At 73.0% G+C, this 16977-nt stretch carries 16 protein-coding genes and 2 tRNA genes; 8 read left to right on the top strand and 10 right to left on the bottom strand.

Annotated elements, in window-relative coordinates; genetic code table 11:
* Positions 1-21: 21 nt before the first annotated feature.
* Positions 22-93: transfer RNA gene (locus JAN01S_RS14350), tRNA-Arg, on the bottom strand.
* A gap of 58 nt (positions 94-151) precedes the next feature.
* On the opposite strand from JAN01S_RS14350, the gene JAN01S_RS14355 reads away from it, so the two are divergent.
* Genes JAN01S_RS14355 through JAN01S_RS14365 form a run of 3 tightly spaced genes read left to right on the top strand, consistent with a single transcriptional unit; the run spans position 152 to position 5217 of the window.
* Positions 152-1381 (top strand): MFS transporter, encoded by a 1230-nt coding sequence (locus JAN01S_RS14355; protein ID WP_244884856.1) that lies wholly within the window; start codon positions 152-154, stop codon positions 1379-1381.
* Between the two features lie 9 nt (positions 1382-1390).
* The gene (locus JAN01S_RS14360) at positions 1391-5014 is read left to right on the top strand and encodes a PDDEXK-like endonuclease domain-containing protein (RefSeq protein WP_157075770.1); all 3624 of its coding nucleotides are present in this window, start codon (positions 1391-1393) and stop codon (positions 5012-5014) included.
* Positions 5011-5217 (top strand): hypothetical protein, encoded by a 207-nt coding sequence (locus JAN01S_RS14365; RefSeq protein WP_068319299.1) that lies wholly within the window; start codon positions 5011-5013, stop codon positions 5215-5217. Before JAN01S_RS14360 ends, JAN01S_RS14365 begins: the two co-directional genes overlap by 4 nt.
* Before the next feature lie 87 nt (positions 5218-5304).
* On the opposite strand, the gene JAN01S_RS14370 is transcribed toward JAN01S_RS14365, so the two are convergent.
* The 5 genes from JAN01S_RS14370 to JAN01S_RS14390 all read right to left on the bottom strand — a co-directional run bounded on the left by JAN01S_RS14370 (position 5305) and on the right by JAN01S_RS14390 (position 8657).
* On the bottom strand, positions 5305-5673 hold the full coding sequence (locus JAN01S_RS14370; RefSeq protein ID WP_068319300.1) for an MscL family protein: 369 nt from the start codon (positions 5671-5673) through the stop codon (positions 5305-5307).
* Between the two features lie 121 nt (positions 5674-5794).
* A complete protein-coding gene (locus tag JAN01S_RS14375; RefSeq protein ID WP_068319301.1) occupies positions 5795-6229 on the bottom strand; it encodes a hypothetical protein in 435 nt (144 codons plus the stop codon).
* A gap of 42 nt (positions 6230-6271) precedes the next feature.
* Positions 6272-6562 (bottom strand): FmdB family zinc ribbon protein, encoded by a 291-nt coding sequence (locus JAN01S_RS14380; RefSeq protein WP_068319302.1) that lies wholly within the window; start codon positions 6560-6562, stop codon positions 6272-6274.
* Positions 6563-6573: 11 nt separating this feature from the next.
* The gene (locus tag JAN01S_RS14385; protein ID WP_068319303.1) at positions 6574-8097 is read right to left on the bottom strand and encodes a potassium/proton antiporter; all 1524 of its coding nucleotides are present in this window, start codon (positions 8095-8097) and stop codon (positions 6574-6576) included.
* The gene (locus tag JAN01S_RS14390; protein WP_068319304.1) at positions 8097-8657 is read right to left on the bottom strand and encodes a 5-formyltetrahydrofolate cyclo-ligase; all 561 of its coding nucleotides are present in this window, start codon (positions 8655-8657) and stop codon (positions 8097-8099) included. The genes JAN01S_RS14385 and JAN01S_RS14390 overlap by 1 nt, the downstream gene beginning before the upstream one ends.
* 23 nt (positions 8658-8680) lie before the next feature.
* On the opposite strand from JAN01S_RS14390, the gene JAN01S_RS14395 reads away from it, so the two are divergent.
* From JAN01S_RS14395 to JAN01S_RS14415, 5 genes are all read left to right on the top strand, one after another.
* Positions 8681-10078, top strand: coding sequence for a UTP--glucose-1-phosphate uridylyltransferase (locus JAN01S_RS14395; RefSeq protein ID WP_068319305.1), 1398 nt, complete (start codon positions 8681-8683; stop codon positions 10076-10078).
* Positions 10075-10728, top strand: coding sequence for a GNAT family N-acetyltransferase (locus JAN01S_RS14400; protein WP_068319306.1), 654 nt, complete (start codon positions 10075-10077; stop codon positions 10726-10728). The genes JAN01S_RS14395 and JAN01S_RS14400 overlap by 4 nt, the downstream gene beginning before the upstream one ends.
* 41 nt (positions 10729-10769) lie before the next feature.
* The gene (locus tag JAN01S_RS14405) at positions 10770-11594 is read left to right on the top strand and encodes a SepX/GlpR family protein (protein ID WP_068319307.1); all 825 of its coding nucleotides are present in this window, start codon (positions 10770-10772) and stop codon (positions 11592-11594) included.
* Between the two features lie 62 nt (positions 11595-11656).
* Positions 11657-11729: transfer RNA gene (locus tag JAN01S_RS14410), tRNA-Ala, on the top strand.
* A gap of 112 nt (positions 11730-11841) precedes the next feature.
* Positions 11842-12408, top strand: a complete 567-nt coding sequence (locus JAN01S_RS14415; RefSeq protein WP_068319308.1) for a dihydrofolate reductase family protein — start codon at positions 11842-11844, stop codon at positions 12406-12408.
* Positions 12409-12411: 3 nt separating this feature from the next.
* Here JAN01S_RS14415 and JAN01S_RS14420 read toward each other — a convergent pair whose 3' ends face one another.
* From JAN01S_RS14420 to JAN01S_RS14435, 4 genes are all read right to left on the bottom strand, one after another.
* Entirely contained in the window at positions 12412-13629 is a 1218-nt protein-coding gene (locus JAN01S_RS14420) for an MFS transporter (protein WP_068319309.1), read from the bottom strand.
* Positions 13630-13701: 72 nt separating this feature from the next.
* Entirely contained in the window at positions 13702-14541 is an 840-nt protein-coding gene (locus tag JAN01S_RS14425) for a DUF3152 domain-containing protein (protein ID WP_157075771.1), read from the bottom strand.
* Positions 14542-14569: 28 nt separating this feature from the next.
* Positions 14570-16129, bottom strand: coding sequence for a TM0106 family RecB-like putative nuclease (locus JAN01S_RS14430; RefSeq protein WP_157075772.1), 1560 nt, complete (start codon positions 16127-16129; stop codon positions 14570-14572).
* A 64-nt stretch (positions 16130-16193) separates the two neighbouring features.
* A partial coding sequence (locus JAN01S_RS14435; RefSeq protein ID WP_370670787.1) for a dolichyl-phosphate-mannose--protein mannosyltransferase occupies positions 16194-16977 on the bottom strand: 784 nt, incomplete at its 5' end.

The raw sequence follows: 16977 nt of genomic DNA on the forward strand, positions 1-16977 counted from the left end.
ATAGCCGCCAGCGAAACAAGGTGCCCCCGGCAAGATTCGAACTTGCGACACCTTCTTTAGGAGAGAAGTGCTCTTCCCCTGAGCTACGAGGGCCTGGCACCTGCCCGAGGGCCGTGCGCCACCGCACAGGGTACGCGTCATACTCCCTTCGGTGAGCACCCACGCCCTGCAGCGGCGCACCATCGCGACACTCGCCGGGTCCCAGGTCCTCGGGGGTGTCGGGGTCAGCGCGGGCGCGGCCGTCGGCGCACTCCTCGCGGCCGACGTCTCGGGCAGTGAGGCGTGGGCCGGGCTCGGGGGCACCGCGCAGACGCTCGGTGGTGCGCTGGCCGCGATCGTCGTCGCGCGGATCATGGCGGCGAAGGGGAGGCGCCCCGGACTCGTCGCCGGGTACGCCCTGGCGATCATCGGCGGCCTGCTCATCGTGGCCGCCTCGGTGATCGGGTCCTTCGCCCTCCTGCTGCTGGGCTTCCTCTTCTTCGGCGGGGCGACGGCCGCCAACTCACAGGCGCGGTTCGCCGCGACCGATCTGGCCGACGAGGTCCACCGTGGCCGCCACCTCTCGATCGTCGTCTGGGCGACGACCATCGGCGCGGTGGCCGGCCCCAACCTCACCGGCCCCGGCCGCTGGGTGGCCGAGCAGCTGCACCTGCCCGTGCTCGTCGGCCCCTACGTCCTCTCCCTGCTCGGGGTCGGGCTGGCTGCCGCGGTCCTGGGCGCCGCCCTTCGTCCCGATCCGCTGCTCACCGCCCGCGCCCGCGACGTCGACCACGTGGAGCCGGGGCACGAGCACGAGTCCCCGACCAACGGGTGGGCCACGATCACCAGCCGGCCCGACGCACTCGTCGGCGTGCTCGCGATGGCCCTGGGGCACACGGTCATGGTCTCCGTGATGATCATGACGCCCCTGCACATGCGCCACGGCCACGCGAGCCTCGAGGTCATCGGCCTGGTCATCTCGCTGCACGTCCTGGGGATGTACGCCCTGTCACCCGTCACCGGATGGGCCGTCGACCGCTGGGGCGGGCGGGCGATCATCGGTCTCGGCTCCGCGATCCTCCTCACAGCCAGCCTGCTCGCCGCGTCGACCGCAGAGGGGCATTCGGCCCCCCTGACGACCGCGCTCGTCCTGCTCGGCCTCGGCTGGTCCTGCACCCTCATCGCCGGCTCGACCCTGCTGACGGCGGTGATCCCCCTTCGGCAACGGCCGGCCGCGCAAGGCCTCGCGGACGTCGCGATGGGACTGGCCGGGGGAGGGGGCGGCGCCCTCGCCGGGCTCGTCGTCGGCTGGTGGGGGTACCCGGCCCTGGCCCTCCTCGCCGGCGGCACGGCGCTGCTCGTCGGGCTCCTCGTCCCGCTCGGGAGTCGCCGCGGTTGTTAGCGTTGTCCGGTGACCACGCCGCCAGCCACCCCTGCCCAGGTGCCGGCCGACGTGTCCCCGCTGCGGCGCGAGCTCATGGAGCTCGGCGGACCCAACACCCTGCTCTGGCCGGCACGCGACCCGCACGTCGTCGACCTCACCACCGCCCACCCCGGCGGCGTCGCGATGCTGTTGTCCGGCAGGGACGCCCGCCTGTCCGACCTCGTCCGTGAGCCGGCCGCCCTGCTGCGCGCCCAGCGCCGTGCGGCGGAGCTGACCGAGCACGTCGAGCGGATCGCCGAGGAGCACGGGGTGCACACCTGCTTCCTCGCCATGGGAGCCGCGTCGTGGCACGTCCCGGGCGAGGACGAGCGTCCCCTCGCGCCCGTCATCCTGCGTCGTGCCTCGCTGCGGCGGCTGCGGCCGGGCACCGACTTCGCCCTCGACCTGTCCGCGCGCGTCGAGATCAACCCGGCGCTGCTCACCTACCTGCGTCGCGCCCTGCGGCGCGACATCGACGGCGAAGCGCTCGCCGACCTCGGCCGCGCCGAAGGTCGCGGGTTCAACCCCACGCCCGTCCTCGAGGAGCTGCGGCGCCAGTGCGCCGACCTGCCCGAGCTCAACATCACCTCGCGGATCGTCCTCGCGGCCTTCCCCTACGGCAAGGCCGAAGCACTCGCCGACCTCACCGCGCTCGGTGACCGGCTGACCGACGGGCCCGCGGCGACCCTGCTGCGCGGCACTGCGGTGCCTGCCCCGGAGGGTGAGCCCGAGAGCGTCGCCGACACCGCCGTCCTCGACATCACCGCCGACCAGCAGGGCGTGCTCGACCGCGTCGCCGCGGGCGAGGACCTCTACGTCGACGCCCCGCCCGGCACCGGCATCGCCCGCCTCGTCGCCTCGGTCATCGCCCAAGCGGCCGGGGAGCGGCGCAGCGTCCTGCTCCTCACCGAAAAGGCCGCTGTCATCCAGTCGGTCCTCCACGAGCTGTCGCTCGCCGGGCTCGAGGACCTGCTCGTCCACGTCACCGACCCCGCGGCCGAGGTCGACCCGACGCTCGTCGTCGACCGGTGGCCCAAGCGGCCCCCAGAGACGGACAGGTCCTTCGACCGGCCGGGTCGCCGCGCTGCCGCCGCGGCCCGGGTGCTCGACGACCACACCCACGCGATGCACGAGCCCCGCCAGCCCTGGGGCGTCTCGATCGCGCAGGCGCACGACGCGATCGTCGGGCTGAGCACCCGCCGCCCCGCGCCCCGCTCCCGGGTCCGTCTGGGCGGCCGGGTCCTCGCCTCCATCGATGGCGAAGGGAGGGACCGTCTCGTCGAGCAGGTGGTCGGCCTGGCGCAGCGCAAGGCGTGGCGGCCGGGCCGCAACGACCAGCCGTGGGGCGCCGCCCGGCTGCACAGCAGCGCGGACGTCGAGGAGGTCCTCGCCGCCGTGGAGCGCCTGCGCGGCAAGGAGGGTTCCCTCGCCCAGCTGCGGGCGACGGTGCGTGAGGTCTTCGCCGACATCGCCGAGCCCCGCGCCGCGACGCCGGCCGAGCACGGCCGGTTCCTCGCCGGCATCGAAGAGATCCGCGACACGCTCGAGGTCTTCCGCCCCGAGGTCTTCGACACCCCCCTCGACCACCTGCTCGCTGCGACCGGGCCCAAGGGCACGTCGCTCGAGGGCGAGCCCTTGGGCATCGTCGAGAAGCGCCGCCTGCGCACCCAGGCCCGTCGCCTGCTGCGTCCCGGCCGCCCGCCGGAGGACCTGCACGCCGCCCTGCAGCTCGCCTCGACCCAGCGCCGCAGCTGGTCACGGCTGACCGGTGGCGGTGGCCGGCCCCGCATCCCGGCCGACATGGACCGGGCGCACCTGGCCTACGAGCGGGTCTACGCCGACCTCACCCACGTCGGCGCCGTCACCGGCGACGACGACCTCCTCGAGATGCCGTGGGACGAGTTGCTCGACCGGCTCGACGCCCTCGGCAAGGACACGACGGGCGCCCGGGTCGTGCCCGAGGTCATCGACGACCTCGACGACCTGCGGGCCCGTGGGCTCGGCGACCTCGTCGACGACCTGGCCTCCCGCAGGGTCCCCGCCGATGCCGTCGCCGACGAGGTCCGGTTCGTCTGGTGGACCTCGGTGCTGGCCGAGGCGGGCCGCGATCAGCGCTTCGCCCGGGTGACCGGCGAGCAGCTCGACGAGGCCCTGCGGACCTTCGTCGAGGCCGACCGAGCGAGCTTGGGCGCCAACGCCGCTCGCATCGCGACGCGGCAACGCGAGCGATTCCACCTCGACGGTCGACGCCACCGGTCCGCCGCACGAGAGGTCGCCGCCGTCCACGAGGGGCTGCGTCCCAGCCGGCCGTGGTCGGAGGCCTTCGAGCACTGGGGAGGTCTGCTGCGGGCAGCCTCTCCGGCGTGGGCGATGGCCCCCTTCGTCGTCGGTCAGGTCCTGCCCGCGCAGGAGCGCTTCGACCTGGTCGTCGTCGACGATGCCTCCCGGACCACCCTGGCCCGCACGCTCTCCGGCATCGCCCGCGGCGACCAGCTACTCGTCATCGGCGACGCGGCCCAGCTGCCGCCCGACACCTGGACCGCCGACGCCGGCGTGCCCCCGCCGGGACGACCGCGGACCTCTCTCGCCGACCTCGCGGCCCGGGTGCTGCCCTCAGCGGCGCTGCGGGACAGCGCCTATCCCCGACCGCGCGTCGACAACCTCTTCGGCGACGACACGACGGCCGCCGAGGTCGCCCACCCGCCGAGCCCGGTGCCACGCGATGCGGTGCACCTCGTGACCGTCGACGGACGTGACGTCCTCGACGAGCGCACCGGCCTCGTCGAGTCCACGCAGGCCGAGGTCGCCGAGGTGGTCGAGCGCGTGCGGGAGCACCTCCGCCGGTACCCGAAGCGCTCACTCGGCGTCGTCACCTTCGGCCAGGCCCACGCGGACCGCGTCGCCGAGGCCGTCGCGGAGCTGGCCCTGGCCGAGCCTGCGGTCAAGCAGGCGCTCGACGCCCTGCGCGAGCCCTTCGTCGTCAAGCCCGCCGACCGGTGGCAGCGCGAGCAGCGTGACACCGTCATCGTGTCCGTCGGCTTCGGGCGCTCCCCGCAGGGGCGTGTCCTCCAACGGCTCGGCGCTCTCAGCGGGGTCACCGGCGCCGAGCTCGTGCTCATCGCGGCCACCCGTGCGCGTCGGGCCGCCATCTGGGTGACGACCATCGAGCCCGACGACCTCGCCGGCGACCGTGGCAGCCTGCCCGGCCACCGGGCGCTGCGCACCCTGCTCACCGGGTTGTCCGAGCCGACCCCGGTCCAGCAGGGTGGCCAGTCGCAGCTCAGCCCGCTCCTGGACGGCTTCGTCCAGCGGCTCCGCGACGGCGGGCTCGTCGTCGCCACGGACGTCGGCGAAGGGGAGCACCGCGTCGACATCGCCGTGGCCGACCCTCGAGACCGGCACCGCCTGCTCCTCGCGGTCGACGTCGACGGGCCCGGGTACGCCGGGTTGGCGTCCACGCGGCAGCGCGACCGGATCCTCGTCGAGCGGCTCACCGACCTCGGCTGGGCGCACCTGCGCCTGTGGGCGGTCGACATCTTCGCCGACCCGGCCCGTCAGGAGGCCCAGGTCGTGCGGGCCGTGCGCGAGGCGATCGCCGAGGAGGGCACATGAGCGAGCAGCCGAGCGCGGACGCGCCCCAGACGGAGGGTGCGGGGACCCCCCTTCGTCCGGCGGCGAAGCCGAAGACCAAGCCGCGCGTGCGCCCCACGCCCGAGCAGACGAAGGACGACACCGACCGCGGGTGGGGCGAGCGCCCCGACGAGGATGCCCATGACCGCTGGCTGCAGGAGCAACGCCCGCCGCACTGGGAGTGAGCGACCATCGCCTGCGCGGGCGAAGACAGAAGAGGGGGTCGGTCACCGTGCGGTGACCGACCCCCTCCTCGAGTGGTGCGGTGTGACTCAGGCGCGACCGGCGCGCAGGGAGTCGCGGATCTCGCGGAGGAGCTCGACGGACTCGTCGGTGGTCTCCTCCTCGTTCTTGACGAAGCGCTCGCGCATCGCGGTGTAGGGCTTGATGACACCGAAGTAGACGACCGCGGCCATGATGAGGAAGGCGACGAGGGCGGTGAGGAACGGGCCGACGGTCTGGAAACCGAAGATCTCCATGTCGTCGAAGTTGAACTCCTCGCCGCCGGTGATGCGACCGATGACCTCGAGGAGGAAGTTGGTGAATGCGGTGACGACGGCGGCGAACGCGGTCGCGATGATCAGACCGGTGGCGATCTCCACGAGATTGCCGCGCATGAGGAAGTCCTTAAAGCCCTTCATGAGGGTCTCCCTTCGTGTGGATGACAGGGGCATGGCGTTTCAAACCTCTGGAACGCCATCGTCTTACAGTGTGAACCACACTGAGCCCGATCGCCCGGCAAAACGGTCCGTCGTGTCGCGCTCATCCCCCGGCGACGAGCACGAAACCCCCCGAGGTGGACCCGTCCGGCCCGAGATGTCGCAGGACCGGCCCGATGTCGCTGCGGCGCAACGTGATCCGTGCCACGGTGAGGCCCGAAGGGGTCTGCGAGGTGCCGGAGACGCGCGCGCCGGTCGCGACGGGGGCCTCGCGCCCGGGGACGTAGACCGCCACCGCGTCGCCCGCGGCCAGGTGGTCGGCCGGCAGCGCGAGGGGCAGGGAGAGCTCCGGACCCTCCCGCTCCGTCGTGGGGGGAGGAGGAGGCGAAGGGGGCCGCACGGCCCCGTCGGTCAGGTGCAGCGCGAGCAGGATGGAGCATGCGGCCAGACCGCGGCGCACGAGGGACAGGCGCCACGCGGCGCGCCGGGACGGCCCGAGGACGGACGGGAAGAGCTGGGCCAGGCGCGAGGAGGGCATGCCCCGAAAACTAGGCGCCGGGCGGCCCTCCCGAGGGTGGCGTCAGCTCGCGGTGGACGACGCGGTCGCGGGAGATGTGGATGTGGACGACGAGCCGGCGGAGGAGTCAGAGCCGCTCGACGACGAGCCACTCGAGGACGAGCTGCTCGACTCGCTCTTGCGGGAGTCGTTGCGGTAGAACCCGCCTCCCTTGAAGACGACGCCCACGGCGTTGAACTGCTTGCGCAGCACGCCACCACACTCGGGACACGTCGTGAGCGCGTCGTCGCTGAAGGACTGGACGATGTCGAAGGCGTGGCCGCAGTCGGCGCAGGCGTAGGCATAGGTAGGCATATCGGGCTTTATCATACGTCGCCGCGCCACCCGGCCAGGCGTCCGTACCGAGCGACGGAACGCAGCCGCGCCTCTGTGGCCTCACGCTGGTCGCCCGGGGTGACGACGAGGAGCCGGTCGTTCGTCCACAGCCGGGTGTGCGCGTCGGGGACGAAGGTCTCGTCGCCGCGGACGACGAGGGAGATGTTCGCCCCCTTCGGCAGACGCAGCTCGAAGACCTCGACGCCGGCCAGACGCGACCCGGGGGCGACGACCACGTCGAGCAGCTCCGCCCCGAGCTCCTCGAGCGGCATGGCCTCGACGACGACCCCGGCGGCTCGGCTGAGTTCGGTGACCCGCAGCGCCCGCGCGACCCACGGCATGAGCGGCGCCTGAACGAGCGTGAAGATCACGACGAGCATGAAGACGAGGTCGAAGACCCACTCGATGCCGGGCACGGAGTTGGTGATGGGCACGGTGGCGAGCACGACCGGCACGGCCCCGCGCAGGCCGGCCCACGAGAGAAAGGCCTGCTCGCGCCACGGCACGCCGAAGGGGGTGAGCGAGACCATGACCGACAACGGCCGGGCGACGAGCAGCAGCACGAGCCCGGCGAGCACTGCGCGAGGCAGCTGGTCGATGAACCCCGACGGCGTCGCGAGCATGCCGAGCATGACGAAGAGCCCGATCTGGGCCAGCCAGCCCAGCGCCTCGGCGAAGCCCGTGACCGACTGGCGGTGCGGCAGGTGCATGTTGCCCAGGACGAGGGCGGCCAGGTAGCAGGCGATGAACCCCGAGGTGTGGATCGACGCCGCGCTCGCGTAGGCGAGCACCCCGATCGCCACGACGCCGAGGGAGAACAGCCCGGACGTCCCCGACGCGAGGCGCCGCATGAGCTTGCCGCCGAGCCACCCGATGGCCAGGCCGACGAGGGCACCCCCGGTGAGCTCGGCGACGGCGAGCAGGCCGATGGTCCACCACGGTTCGGCGGTGGCCGGGTCGGCGACCCGCAGGGACAGGGCGGTGACGAGCAGCACGACCGGGGCGTCGTTGAAGCCCGACTCCGCCTCGAGCATCCCGGACAACCGCCGGGGGAGCGGCACGACCCGCAGGACGGAAAAGACGGCGGCCGCGTCGGTCGAGGCGAGGATCGCGCCGATGAGCAGGCTGATCTGCCAGTCGGTGTGCAGGATCTCGTGCAGCGCGACCGCGACGACCCCGACGGAGACGAGCACGCCGACCGTCGACAGCGCCAACGCGGGCGCGACCGAGGCGCGGATGGAGGACCACTTCGTCGTCAGGCCACCCTCGACGAGGATGAGCACGAGGGCGCAGTAGCCGAGCACCTGCGCCGCCTGGTCGGAGTCGAAGGGGATGCCCAGCCCCTCCTTGCCCACTGCCAGACCGATCGCGAGGTAGAGCAGCAGCGTCGGCAGGCCGGCCCGGCTGGCCAGGCGCACGGCCGCGACGGCGATGACGAGGACGAGGGAGCCGGCGAGCAGCGCGAGCGAGAGCTCCGACAGCCCGAAGCTGCCCGTCTGCTCGGCCGTCGTCATCACCGCAGTCCCCGGAGTCCTTCGGCGGTGAGGACCCACTCGACGGGCACGTCGTGCGGCTCGTGGGGGAGCAGGGGGTCGCCGTGCTCGCCCGGGTGGAGCAGGACGAGCACGGGCACGCCGGGGCGCAGCATCGGCAGCACCCGGTCGTAGCACCCGCCGCCCTGCCCGAGCCGTGTGCCGGCGGTGTCGACGGCCAGACCCGGGGCGAGGACGAGGTCGGCTCCCGTCGGTGCATCGATGCCGAAGGGGGCCCGCCCCGGGTCGGCGAGGTCGCACCAGTCGAGGCGCATGTCGGGCAGCGTGATGGGGACGAGGACCAGGTGGCCGGCCGCCTGCAGCGCGGCGTTGACCTCGGTCGTCGGCGGCTCGTGGGGCAGGGACTCGTAGGAGAGGACCGTCGAGGGCGCCTCCCGCGCCCACCCGTCGGGCGGTGACGACAAGAGCGCGTCGGCGATCGCCGACGCGTCGTGCGTGAGGTCACGTGCGGCAGCCAGCTCCCGCCGCCGCGCCCGCAGGAGGCGACGGACGTCTCCCTTCGTCGTCGCGTGCGGTGCCATGAGCGCATCGTAGGGTGACCCGCATGGGACGCGAAGGGCGTGACGAGGCGGTACGCCGGATGGTCGACCGCGGGGTGGACCGGCGGGCGATCACCGTCTTCGAGGACTACTGGGACCAGCTCGCGGCCGGAGCCCAGGGCATCGTCCGCGAGGACGAGATCGAGCCGCTCGTCGACGTGCCCGAGCTCGCGGCCATCGAGGTGGGAGACGACGAGCGGCGCGCGGCGCTGGCGCAGGTCGCCGTCGTCAAGCTCAACGGCGGGCTCGGCACGAGCATGGGCATGTCGGGGCCCAAGGCGGCGCTCGTCGCACGCGACGGCCTGACCTTCCTCGACGTCATCGTCCGCCAGCTCATCGGCCTCGAGGAGCGCTACGGCAGCCGGCCGCCGCTGCTGCTGATGAACTCCTTCCGCACCCGCGACGCGTCGCTGGAGATCCTCGAGCGCTACCCGCAGATGGCCAAGCAGGCGCTGCCGCTGGACTTCCTGCAGAACATGGAGCCCAAGCTCGACGCCGAGACGCTCTCGCCGGTCGACTGGCCGGAGGAGCCCGAGCTCGAGTGGTGCCCGCCCGGGCACGGCGACGTGTACGTCGCTCTCGCGGCCTCCGGGCTGCTCGACGAGATGCGCGCGGCGGGCATCCGCTACGCCTTCATCTCCAACTCCGACAACCTCGGCGCCACCTGCGACCCCGACATCGCCGCGTGGCTGATCGCCGAGGGCATCCCCTTCGCCATGGAGGTCGCCGAGCGCACCCTCAACGACCGCAAGGGGGGTCACGTCGCGGTGCGCCGCAGCGACGGCCGGCTCGTCCTGCGCGAGTCGGCGATGGTCCTCGACGAGGAGCAGAGCCTCTTCCAGGACACCGACCGCCACCAATGGTTCAACACCAACGACCTGTGGATCGACCTCGACCGGCTCGACGCGCTGCTGCGCGAGCGTGACGGCGTGCTCGGCCTGCCGATCATCGTCAACCGCAAGACGGTCGACCCGACCCGGCCCGACTCCACCCCGGTCATCCAGATCGAGTCCGCGATGGGCTCGGCGATCGAGTCCTTCGAGGGCAGCGTCGCGCTGCGGGTGCCGCGCTCGCGATTCCGCCCGGTGAAGACGACCAACGAGCTGCTCCTGCTGCGCAGCGATGCCTTCGAGCTCGACGAGCACTCGCGGGTGGTCTCGCGGATCGACGGCCGCGAGCCGCGGGTCAGCCTCGACGGTGTCTACAAGCTCGTGCGCGACTTCGACGCGCGCTTCCCGAGCGGCCCGCCGTCGCTGCGGGAGTGCACCTCCTTCGCGGTGGAGGGCGACGTGACCTTCGGCGCCGACGTGCGCGCGGTCGGTGACGTCGAGGTCGTGGCCCAGGAGCCGGCCGAGGTGGCCGACGGGACCCGGCTCGAGGGCCGGGTCGCGTTGTCCCCGTGAGGCGTTCGCGTCGGTTCGTCCTCTCGGCGACCACTGCGGGAGGCGAGCTGGTCTCCCTTCGTCCATTGCGAAGGGGGGACCGTGCCGAATTCGTCGCGCTGCGGACCCGCAGCGCGGACTGGTTGCGACCGTGGGACCCCACGGTCCCGCCGGGCGGTCAGCCGCGGCGCGACATCGCCGCGGACTTCCGCGGGTACGTGCGCGCGCTCGACGCGGAGGCGCGGTCCGGTCGTGGACTGAGCCTGGTGATCGTCGTCGACGGCGCGATCGTCGGGATGGTGGCCGCGAGCAGCATCGTCGAGGGCGCGCTGCGCTCGGCGAGCATCGGCTACTGGGTCGGGCACGAGGTCGCCGGTCGGGGCATCGCGCCCACGGCCGTGGCGCTGCTCGCCGACCACCTCATGGATCCGCACGGCCGGGCGCTGCACCGGATCCAGCTCGAGATCCGCCTCGACAACGCGCCGTCGCTGGCCGTCGCGGCCAAGCTCGGGCTGCGCGAGGAGGGCGTCAAGCGGGCCTACCTGCACATCGACGGGCAGTGGCGTGACCACCGCACCTTCGCCGTCGTGGCCGAGGAGGTCGGTGCCGGAGGGCTGCTCGAGCGACTTTCACACCAACAACACCCGTCACGTGCGCGACACACCGAGTAACCTGCGACACCCCGAGCCGTAACCTGCCTAGCGTTGACCCCGTGCAGCCGAGCAGCCTCATCTTCGTCCTCGTCGTGGCGATCTGGGCTGTCTGCCTCCTCCAGTACTGGATCAAGCGCCGCGACCACCTCTCCACCGTGCGATCCGTCGACCGCTTCTCCGCCGCGATGCGGGTGCTCGACGACCACCGCCTGCGTCGTGGGACCACCGAGCCCACGCCGCGCTCCTACTCCGTCGCCCCCACGCGCACCGCGCGTCCCGAGGTGACCGTCAAGCACGCCGACGCGCCGCCGCGCGGCCGCATGGTCGAGCCCGTCGTCGGCGCCTCGCGCCGCGTGCGTGGCCTGACCCTGCTGACGATGCTCGTGCTCCTGCCCTTCGTGGCGCTCGTCGCCGCCTTCGGCCCGCTGCCCTGGTGGGTCGGCGCCGCGTGGCTCGTCGGTACGGTCGCCGCCTTCGGGTGGCTGCGTCAGGCCGTGCGTGCCGAGCGCGAAGCGCGTGGTCGTGAGCGGGTGGCGCTGCGTCGTGCGCAGGCGCCCGCCGAGCGTGCCCCGGCCGTCGACTCGGCGCCCGCGCCGGCCCCCCGGCGCCGCGCCGAGCGCGTCTACGACGTCGCGGTGAGCGCCCCGACGACCGCCGAGACGGTCGCGGACGACACGGTCACGGCTGCTGCGCCCACGACCCCGGAGCCCGGCACCTGGGAGCCCACCCCCGTCCCGCGGCCCGTCTACGCGATGAAGGCACCGGCCCACCGGCCCGAGCCCACCCCGGCTGCCACCCCGGCCCCGGCCGTCGCGCAGGACGAGGTCCCGCAGGTCATCGAGGTCGAGGACGAGGACCTGCCGGCCATCGCCGGCTGGGGCTGATCGACCCAGCGGCCCGAATTGCGAGGAGCGGGCCCGCCGGTGTTATGGTTACCGACGTTCTCGGGGCTGTGGCGCAGTTGGTAGCGCGTCTCGTTCGCAATGAGAAGGTCAGGGGTTCGAATCCCCTCAGCTCCACCCAACCGAAGGCCCCCGGCGCAGCCGGGGGCCTTCGGTTTGCCGGGACGAAGGGGGTGACGGGCACCCCCTTCGTGAGTAGCGTCGTTGCCCACCACCCAGGGAGGCGACGATGCGCCAGGTGACCTACTCGATGGGCTGCTCGCTCGACGGCTTCGTCGTGGGACCGGACGGGTCCTTCGACTGGTCGGTGCCGGACGAGCACGAGTTCGCCCAGCACATCCACGACCTGCGCGGCACGGGCGTGCACCTGCTCGGGCGGAGTCTGTACGAGACGATGCTCTACTGGGAGGACGTCGACCAGGAGCCGGAGACGGACTTCTCGACGCGCGAGTGGGCGCGCCTGTGGCGCGAGCTGCCCAAGATCGTCTTCTCGACCACCCTCACCGAGGTCACCGGGACGAACACCCGGCTGGCGACGGGCAGCCTCGCCGAGGAGATCGAGCGGCTGCGCGCCGAGTCCGACGAAGGGGAGATCGCTCTCGGTGGCGCCCGGTTGGCTGCGGAGGCGGCCGAGCTCGACCTCATCGACGAGTACCGGCCGTTCGTCCACCCCGTGCTCATCGGGGGCGGGCTGCCGTACTTCCCCGAGCTCGAGCGGCAGGTCCGTCTCGAGCTCGTGTCGAGCCGGGCCTTCGGGACCGGGGTGGTCGCCTCGCGCTACCGCGTGGTGCGCTGACCGTCAGTCGCCGCGGGCCTCGGCCAGTCGCCGCACCGGGCCGAAGGTCATCGCGAGCATGAGGGCCGCGACGATCGCGAGCAGCCACAGGCCGATCGCGTAGGAGTCGGTGCGGCCGTAGATGTAGCCCATGAGCAGCGGCGGGACGAATCCGCCGAGCCCACCGGCCGCACCGACGATGCCGGTGACACCACCGACGCGGGCCGGCTCGGTCACCTGGGCGATGAGGCCGAAGACGGCGCCGCTGCCTGCGCCGAGGGCCGCGGCCATGGCGAGGAAGGCGACCGTGCCGCCGGCGTGCAGCGGGGGGTTGCCGGCGGCCATCGCGGCGCACACGGCGGTGACGGCGAAGACGACACCGAGCACGGGGATGGCGCCGACCCTGTCGGCCATCGCGCCGCCGATGGGGCGGGCGATGACGGCGACGACGACGAAGCCGGCCATGCGCATCGAGGCGTCGGCAGGGTCGAGACCGTGCGCCGTGATGAGGTAGGCGGGCAGGTACACGGAGAAGGCGACGTACCCACCGAAGGCCACCGCGTACAGCGCGCAGGTCATCCACGTCACGGGCAGCGTCGCGTTGGCCCGCAGGCGCTGCGCGAGGCTCGTCGTCGGTCGCGTCCGCCCCGGGGCGTCCCGCAGGACGAGCCAGGCGATGACGGCGTACGCGGCGAGCAGCGCCGCGGTGATGACGAAGGGGAGGGACTCCCCCTTCTCGAAGAGGCGGACCGTGGTGAGCGCGCTGATCGCGGTGCCACCCATGCCGGCGCCGAAGACACCGACGGCGAGTCCGCGCTTCGCCGGCGGGAACCACGCGTTCACGTACGGCACGCCGACGGCGAAGATCGTGCCGGCGACGCCGAGGAAGAAGCCGACGACGAGCAGCAGGGTGAACGAGTCGAGCGCGAGGAAGGGCACGGCGAGGACCGGGACGATCGTCAGGGCGGAGACGAGGGGGAACATCACCCGCCCACCGAGGCTGTCGGTCAGGGCGCCGACGATGATCCGCCCCAGCGAGCCGACGACGACCGGGACGGCGACGAGCAGCGAGACGTTGGACTCGCTGAGCTCACCGAGCTGTCCGGTGCTGCGGAAGAGGGGGCCGAGCGGGCTGAGCAGCGCCCAGGCCCAGAAGTTGAGGACCGACCCGATCGTGGCCAAGGCCAGCATGACCCAGGGTGACCCGACGCGCTGGTCGTGGACTGTCTCGCTGCTGCTCATGAAGCGACCTCCGGAAGGAAACCGATCCGCTGGGCGGTGGTTCCGACACTAGCGGAGGTCGCGTGATCGCAGTCACGGGGTCGGCGGTCCGGTGACCAAGCGGCCGTCGGCACCCCGCGGCCACGGGTTGGGCGTGCAGCCGTCGAGCCCGAGGGTCTGCTGGAGCATGACCGGTGCCGGCCGACCCTTGCCCGGGCAGCGCTCGTGCCCCTGGCCCAGACCGTGGCCGACCTCGTGGTTGACGAGGTAGTGCCGGTAGGGCGCGAGGTCGCGCACGTGCGGCACGCCGTCGAGCCACCGGTCGAGGTTGAGCATGACGTGGCGCCCGGCGCGGCAGGAGGTGTAGCCGTCGGTGTCGGCGCCGGCGGCGGCGCAGTAGGCGTCGACCGTGTCGGGGGTCGCCAGCCGGATGACGAGGTCGGCGTCGGCCGAGGCGACCCGCTGGAAGCGCCAGTGCCCACCGGCGGTCCAGCCACGAGGGTGGCGCAGGGTGGCGTCGACCGCGAGGGCGAAGTCGCGCACGGACACCCCGCTGCCCTGCTCGACCTCGACCCGGTAGGTCATCAGCTCTCCGCGCGTGCCGCGGACCGGGCCGCTGCGCGGCAATGCGCGGTAGCGACCCGTGGACCGGTAGGTGTGGGTGGGCGTCGGCGTGGTCGACGACGAGGACGAAGGGGGCATCGCCGGTGGCGGCGTGAGGTCGGCGGCCGTCGTGGCGCTGGTGGCGTGCTCGCTCGTGGACGTCGGTGAGGGCGCCTGGACGGTCTGGGCTCCGCGAGCGCCCTTGACTCCCAGCGCGACCGCGATGACGAGCACGAGCGCGGCGAGGGCGACGCCGAGCTGTCGACGCCGCGCCTGCTCGGGGCTGCGCGGCGCCATGCGAGGGGACGCCGGACGGTGGGGCGGGGGCACGGTCCTCAGGGTACGGCGGTGGACCGCCTCAGGATGCGGCGGTGACCTGCGGCGCCTGGGCGTCAGCGTGCGCGAGCAGCCAGTCGCGCAGCCGCAGCGTCGAGCGGCAGTCGTACTCGTTGTACTGCCGCAGGTCCTCCAGTCGCGCGGCGGCCTCGGTCGCGTTACCGGCCGCCACGGCCTCGCGGTAGCGCTGGTACTCGATGATCGAGTCGCCGCCGGCGGTCACGCCGTCGGCATCGCGCAGCTCGTCGCCCATGTAGAGCGGCTCGAGCCGTTTGATCGAGTAGGACGAGCTGCCCACGCGCACACCGGCCTTGACCACCGCGTAGAGATCGACGAAGACGCCGGAGTCGAGGATCTGCGCCACGTCCTCCCGGAGCACGTCGTGGCGCGCGGCCAGGCGGGTGAGGGCGGTGCGCTCGTAGGGGGAGTAGTGGAAGACGTGCAGGTCCGGCCAGCGCTCGAGCCGCTCGCGCAGCCACCCGACGAAGCCGATGAGCGCTGCGCGCTCCTGCTCGCGGTCGTGCGCCCAGAAGGGCACGAACTCGCCGGTGGCGGTCAGCGACCCGAAGAGGTACTCCAGGCCCTGGTCGGTGGGGGTCGTGCCCCGCCACAGCGGGTCGCCCTCGAAGTCGAAGAAGACATCACCCTCGCTCGGCGGGGGCAGTGCGGCGAGTGCGGCAGGGTCGTGGACCTCGTACGGCAGCGGGTCCTCGGGCGTCGGCTCGGTCAGCTGCAGCCGTGCCTGGCTGCGCAGCGCGGTCAGGGCGGTGTCGTCGATGCCCTCGACGGGTGCGGTGCGGCCGGCGAGCTCGGTCATCGTCGTGACGCCGGCCTCGAGCAGTGCCCGTCGGGTCGCGGTGCGCACGCCGGCGACGAGGCCCACGTCCTCGCGCGCGGCGAGCTCGGCCCGGCAGGCGTCACAGCGCAGGCAGGCCCGCCAGCGGGGGTCGCCCCAGGTGACGGGGGCGCCCTCGGCGACGTGGGTGTCGAGCACCTCGAGCAGGCGAGATCGGACCTCGGCCAGCTCCTCGGCGAGCTCGTCGCGCGGGGCGTCGTGGTGGGTGCCGTCACCGAGGATCAGCCGGACGAAGGAGGCGACCCGCACCCCGGAGCCCGCGAGGGCGTCGGCGTAGGCGGCGGCCTGGAGGAGGGCGTGTGGGCGGGGGCTGCGGGCCAGCTTGGTCTCGGCGACGACCCAGCCGGCGTCGTCGCGCAGCAGGTGGTCGGCCCGGCCGGAGAAGCGGTCACCGCGGACCGCGGCCTGGTGCACGAGCCGGGTCGCCGGGTCGTCCAGGACGGCGAGCACGCCTGCAGCATCGAGGCGGCGGGCGTCGACGACCCCGTCGCCGGCCTCGCCGCCGACCTGCTCGGTCAGCTCGTCGGTGACCTCGCGCTCGTACTCGCGGCCCAGGTCACCGAAGCGGTCACGGACCGGGTCGACGACCGCCGGCACCGGCTCGCGCAGCCCCAGGCGCACGTCGGCCGTGACGAGCAGCGCGTACTCGCACTCGCGGCCGTAGCGCAGGTCTCCCGCGGTGATGACCGCGGGCTGCGGGCTGCCGTCGGCGAGGGGGAGGTCCATGCCAGTCAGGGTACGAGGGAGGTCCGACACCTCGGGGTCGAGGTGGTGGGGGTGGGGGAGCACCTCACACCCAGCTCGGGAACCACATCCGCCAGCGCCAGTGGTCGTACGGGATGACCTGCGCGGTCCAGATCGGCCAGAACCACGCGAAGTTGGCCAGGACGATCAGCAGGTAGACCCCGACCGCGGCCTGCCCGATCCGGCGTCGCCGCGCGTCGGCGCCCGGTGGCCCGAGCGCCAGCCCGAGCATGAAGACGACGGCGAGGACCACCCAGGGCTGGAAGGAGATCGTGTAGAAGGTGAAGATCGTGCGGTGCTGCAGGAAGAACCACGGCAGCCACCCGCCGACGAAGCCGGCAAGGACCGCGCCCGCGCGCCAGTCGCGGCGGAAACCCCAGTGGTAGACGAGGAAGAACAGCGCCACCGTCGCCAGCCACCAGATCGAGACCGAGCCGACCGAGCTGATCGCCTTGGAGCACTTCTCGACGTCGCACCCGGTCATGCCCTGCGTCGGCGACTCGTAGAAGAACGAGGTCGGCCGCGACTGGATCATCCACGACCAGGGGTTGGACTGGTAGGTGTGCGGCGAGGTCAGGTTGTCGTGGAACTCGAGGATCTGCACGTGGTACTGCCACAGCGAGCGAAGGGCGGGGGGCAGCCACTGCACGCCCTCACCCGGGTGGTCCGCGGCCCACGTGCGGTTGTACCCGGTGCTCGTGACGAACCAGCCGACCCACGACGCGAGGTAGGTCGCCAGGACGACCACGGTCATCGAGATGCCGGCCCAGACCCCGTCCTTGCCGATGCCGGCGACGATCCAGTGGCGGGCGCCCGCCGCCCTTCGCGCT

The sequence above is a fragment of the Janibacter anophelis NBRC 107843 genome (genome assembly GCF_001570945.1).
Classification (GTDB): Bacteria; Actinomycetota; Actinomycetes; order Actinomycetales; family Dermatophilaceae; genus Janibacter; species Janibacter anophelis.

Bases quoted from the DNA above. Each gene is read 5' to 3' on its own strand.
- JAN01S_RS14365 (WP_068319299.1), top strand. From the start codon at position 5,011: ATGAGCGAGCAGCCGAGCGCGGACGCGCCCCAGACGGAGGGTGCGGGG.
- JAN01S_RS14370 (WP_068319300.1), bottom strand. From the start codon at position 5,673: ATGAAGGGCTTTAAGGACTTCCTCATGCGCGGCAATCTCGTGGAGATC.
- JAN01S_RS14375 (WP_068319301.1), bottom strand. From the start codon at position 6,229: ATGCCCTCCTCGCGCCTGGCCCAGCTCTTCCCGTCCGTCCTCGGGCCG.
- JAN01S_RS14380 (WP_068319302.1), bottom strand. From the start codon at position 6,562: ATGCCTACCTATGCCTACGCCTGCGCCGACTGCGGCCACGCCTTCGAC.
- JAN01S_RS14385 (WP_068319303.1), bottom strand. From the start codon at position 8,097: ATGACGACGGCCGAGCAGACGGGCAGCTTCGGGCTGTCGGAGCTCTCG.
- JAN01S_RS14390 (WP_068319304.1), bottom strand. From the start codon at position 8,657: ATGGCACCGCACGCGACGACGAAGGGAGACGTCCGTCGCCTCCTGCGG.
- JAN01S_RS14395 (WP_068319305.1), top strand. From the start codon at position 8,681: ATGGGACGCGAAGGGCGTGACGAGGCGGTACGCCGGATGGTCGACCGC.
- JAN01S_RS14415 (WP_068319308.1), top strand. From the start codon at position 11,842: ATGCGCCAGGTGACCTACTCGATGGGCTGCTCGCTCGACGGCTTCGTC.
- JAN01S_RS14420 (WP_068319309.1), bottom strand. From the start codon at position 13,629: ATGAGCAGCAGCGAGACAGTCCACGACCAGCGCGTCGGGTCACCCTGG.
- JAN01S_RS14430 (WP_157075772.1), bottom strand. From the start codon at position 16,129: ATGGACCTCCCCCTCGCCGACGGCAGCCCGCAGCCCGCGGTCATCACC.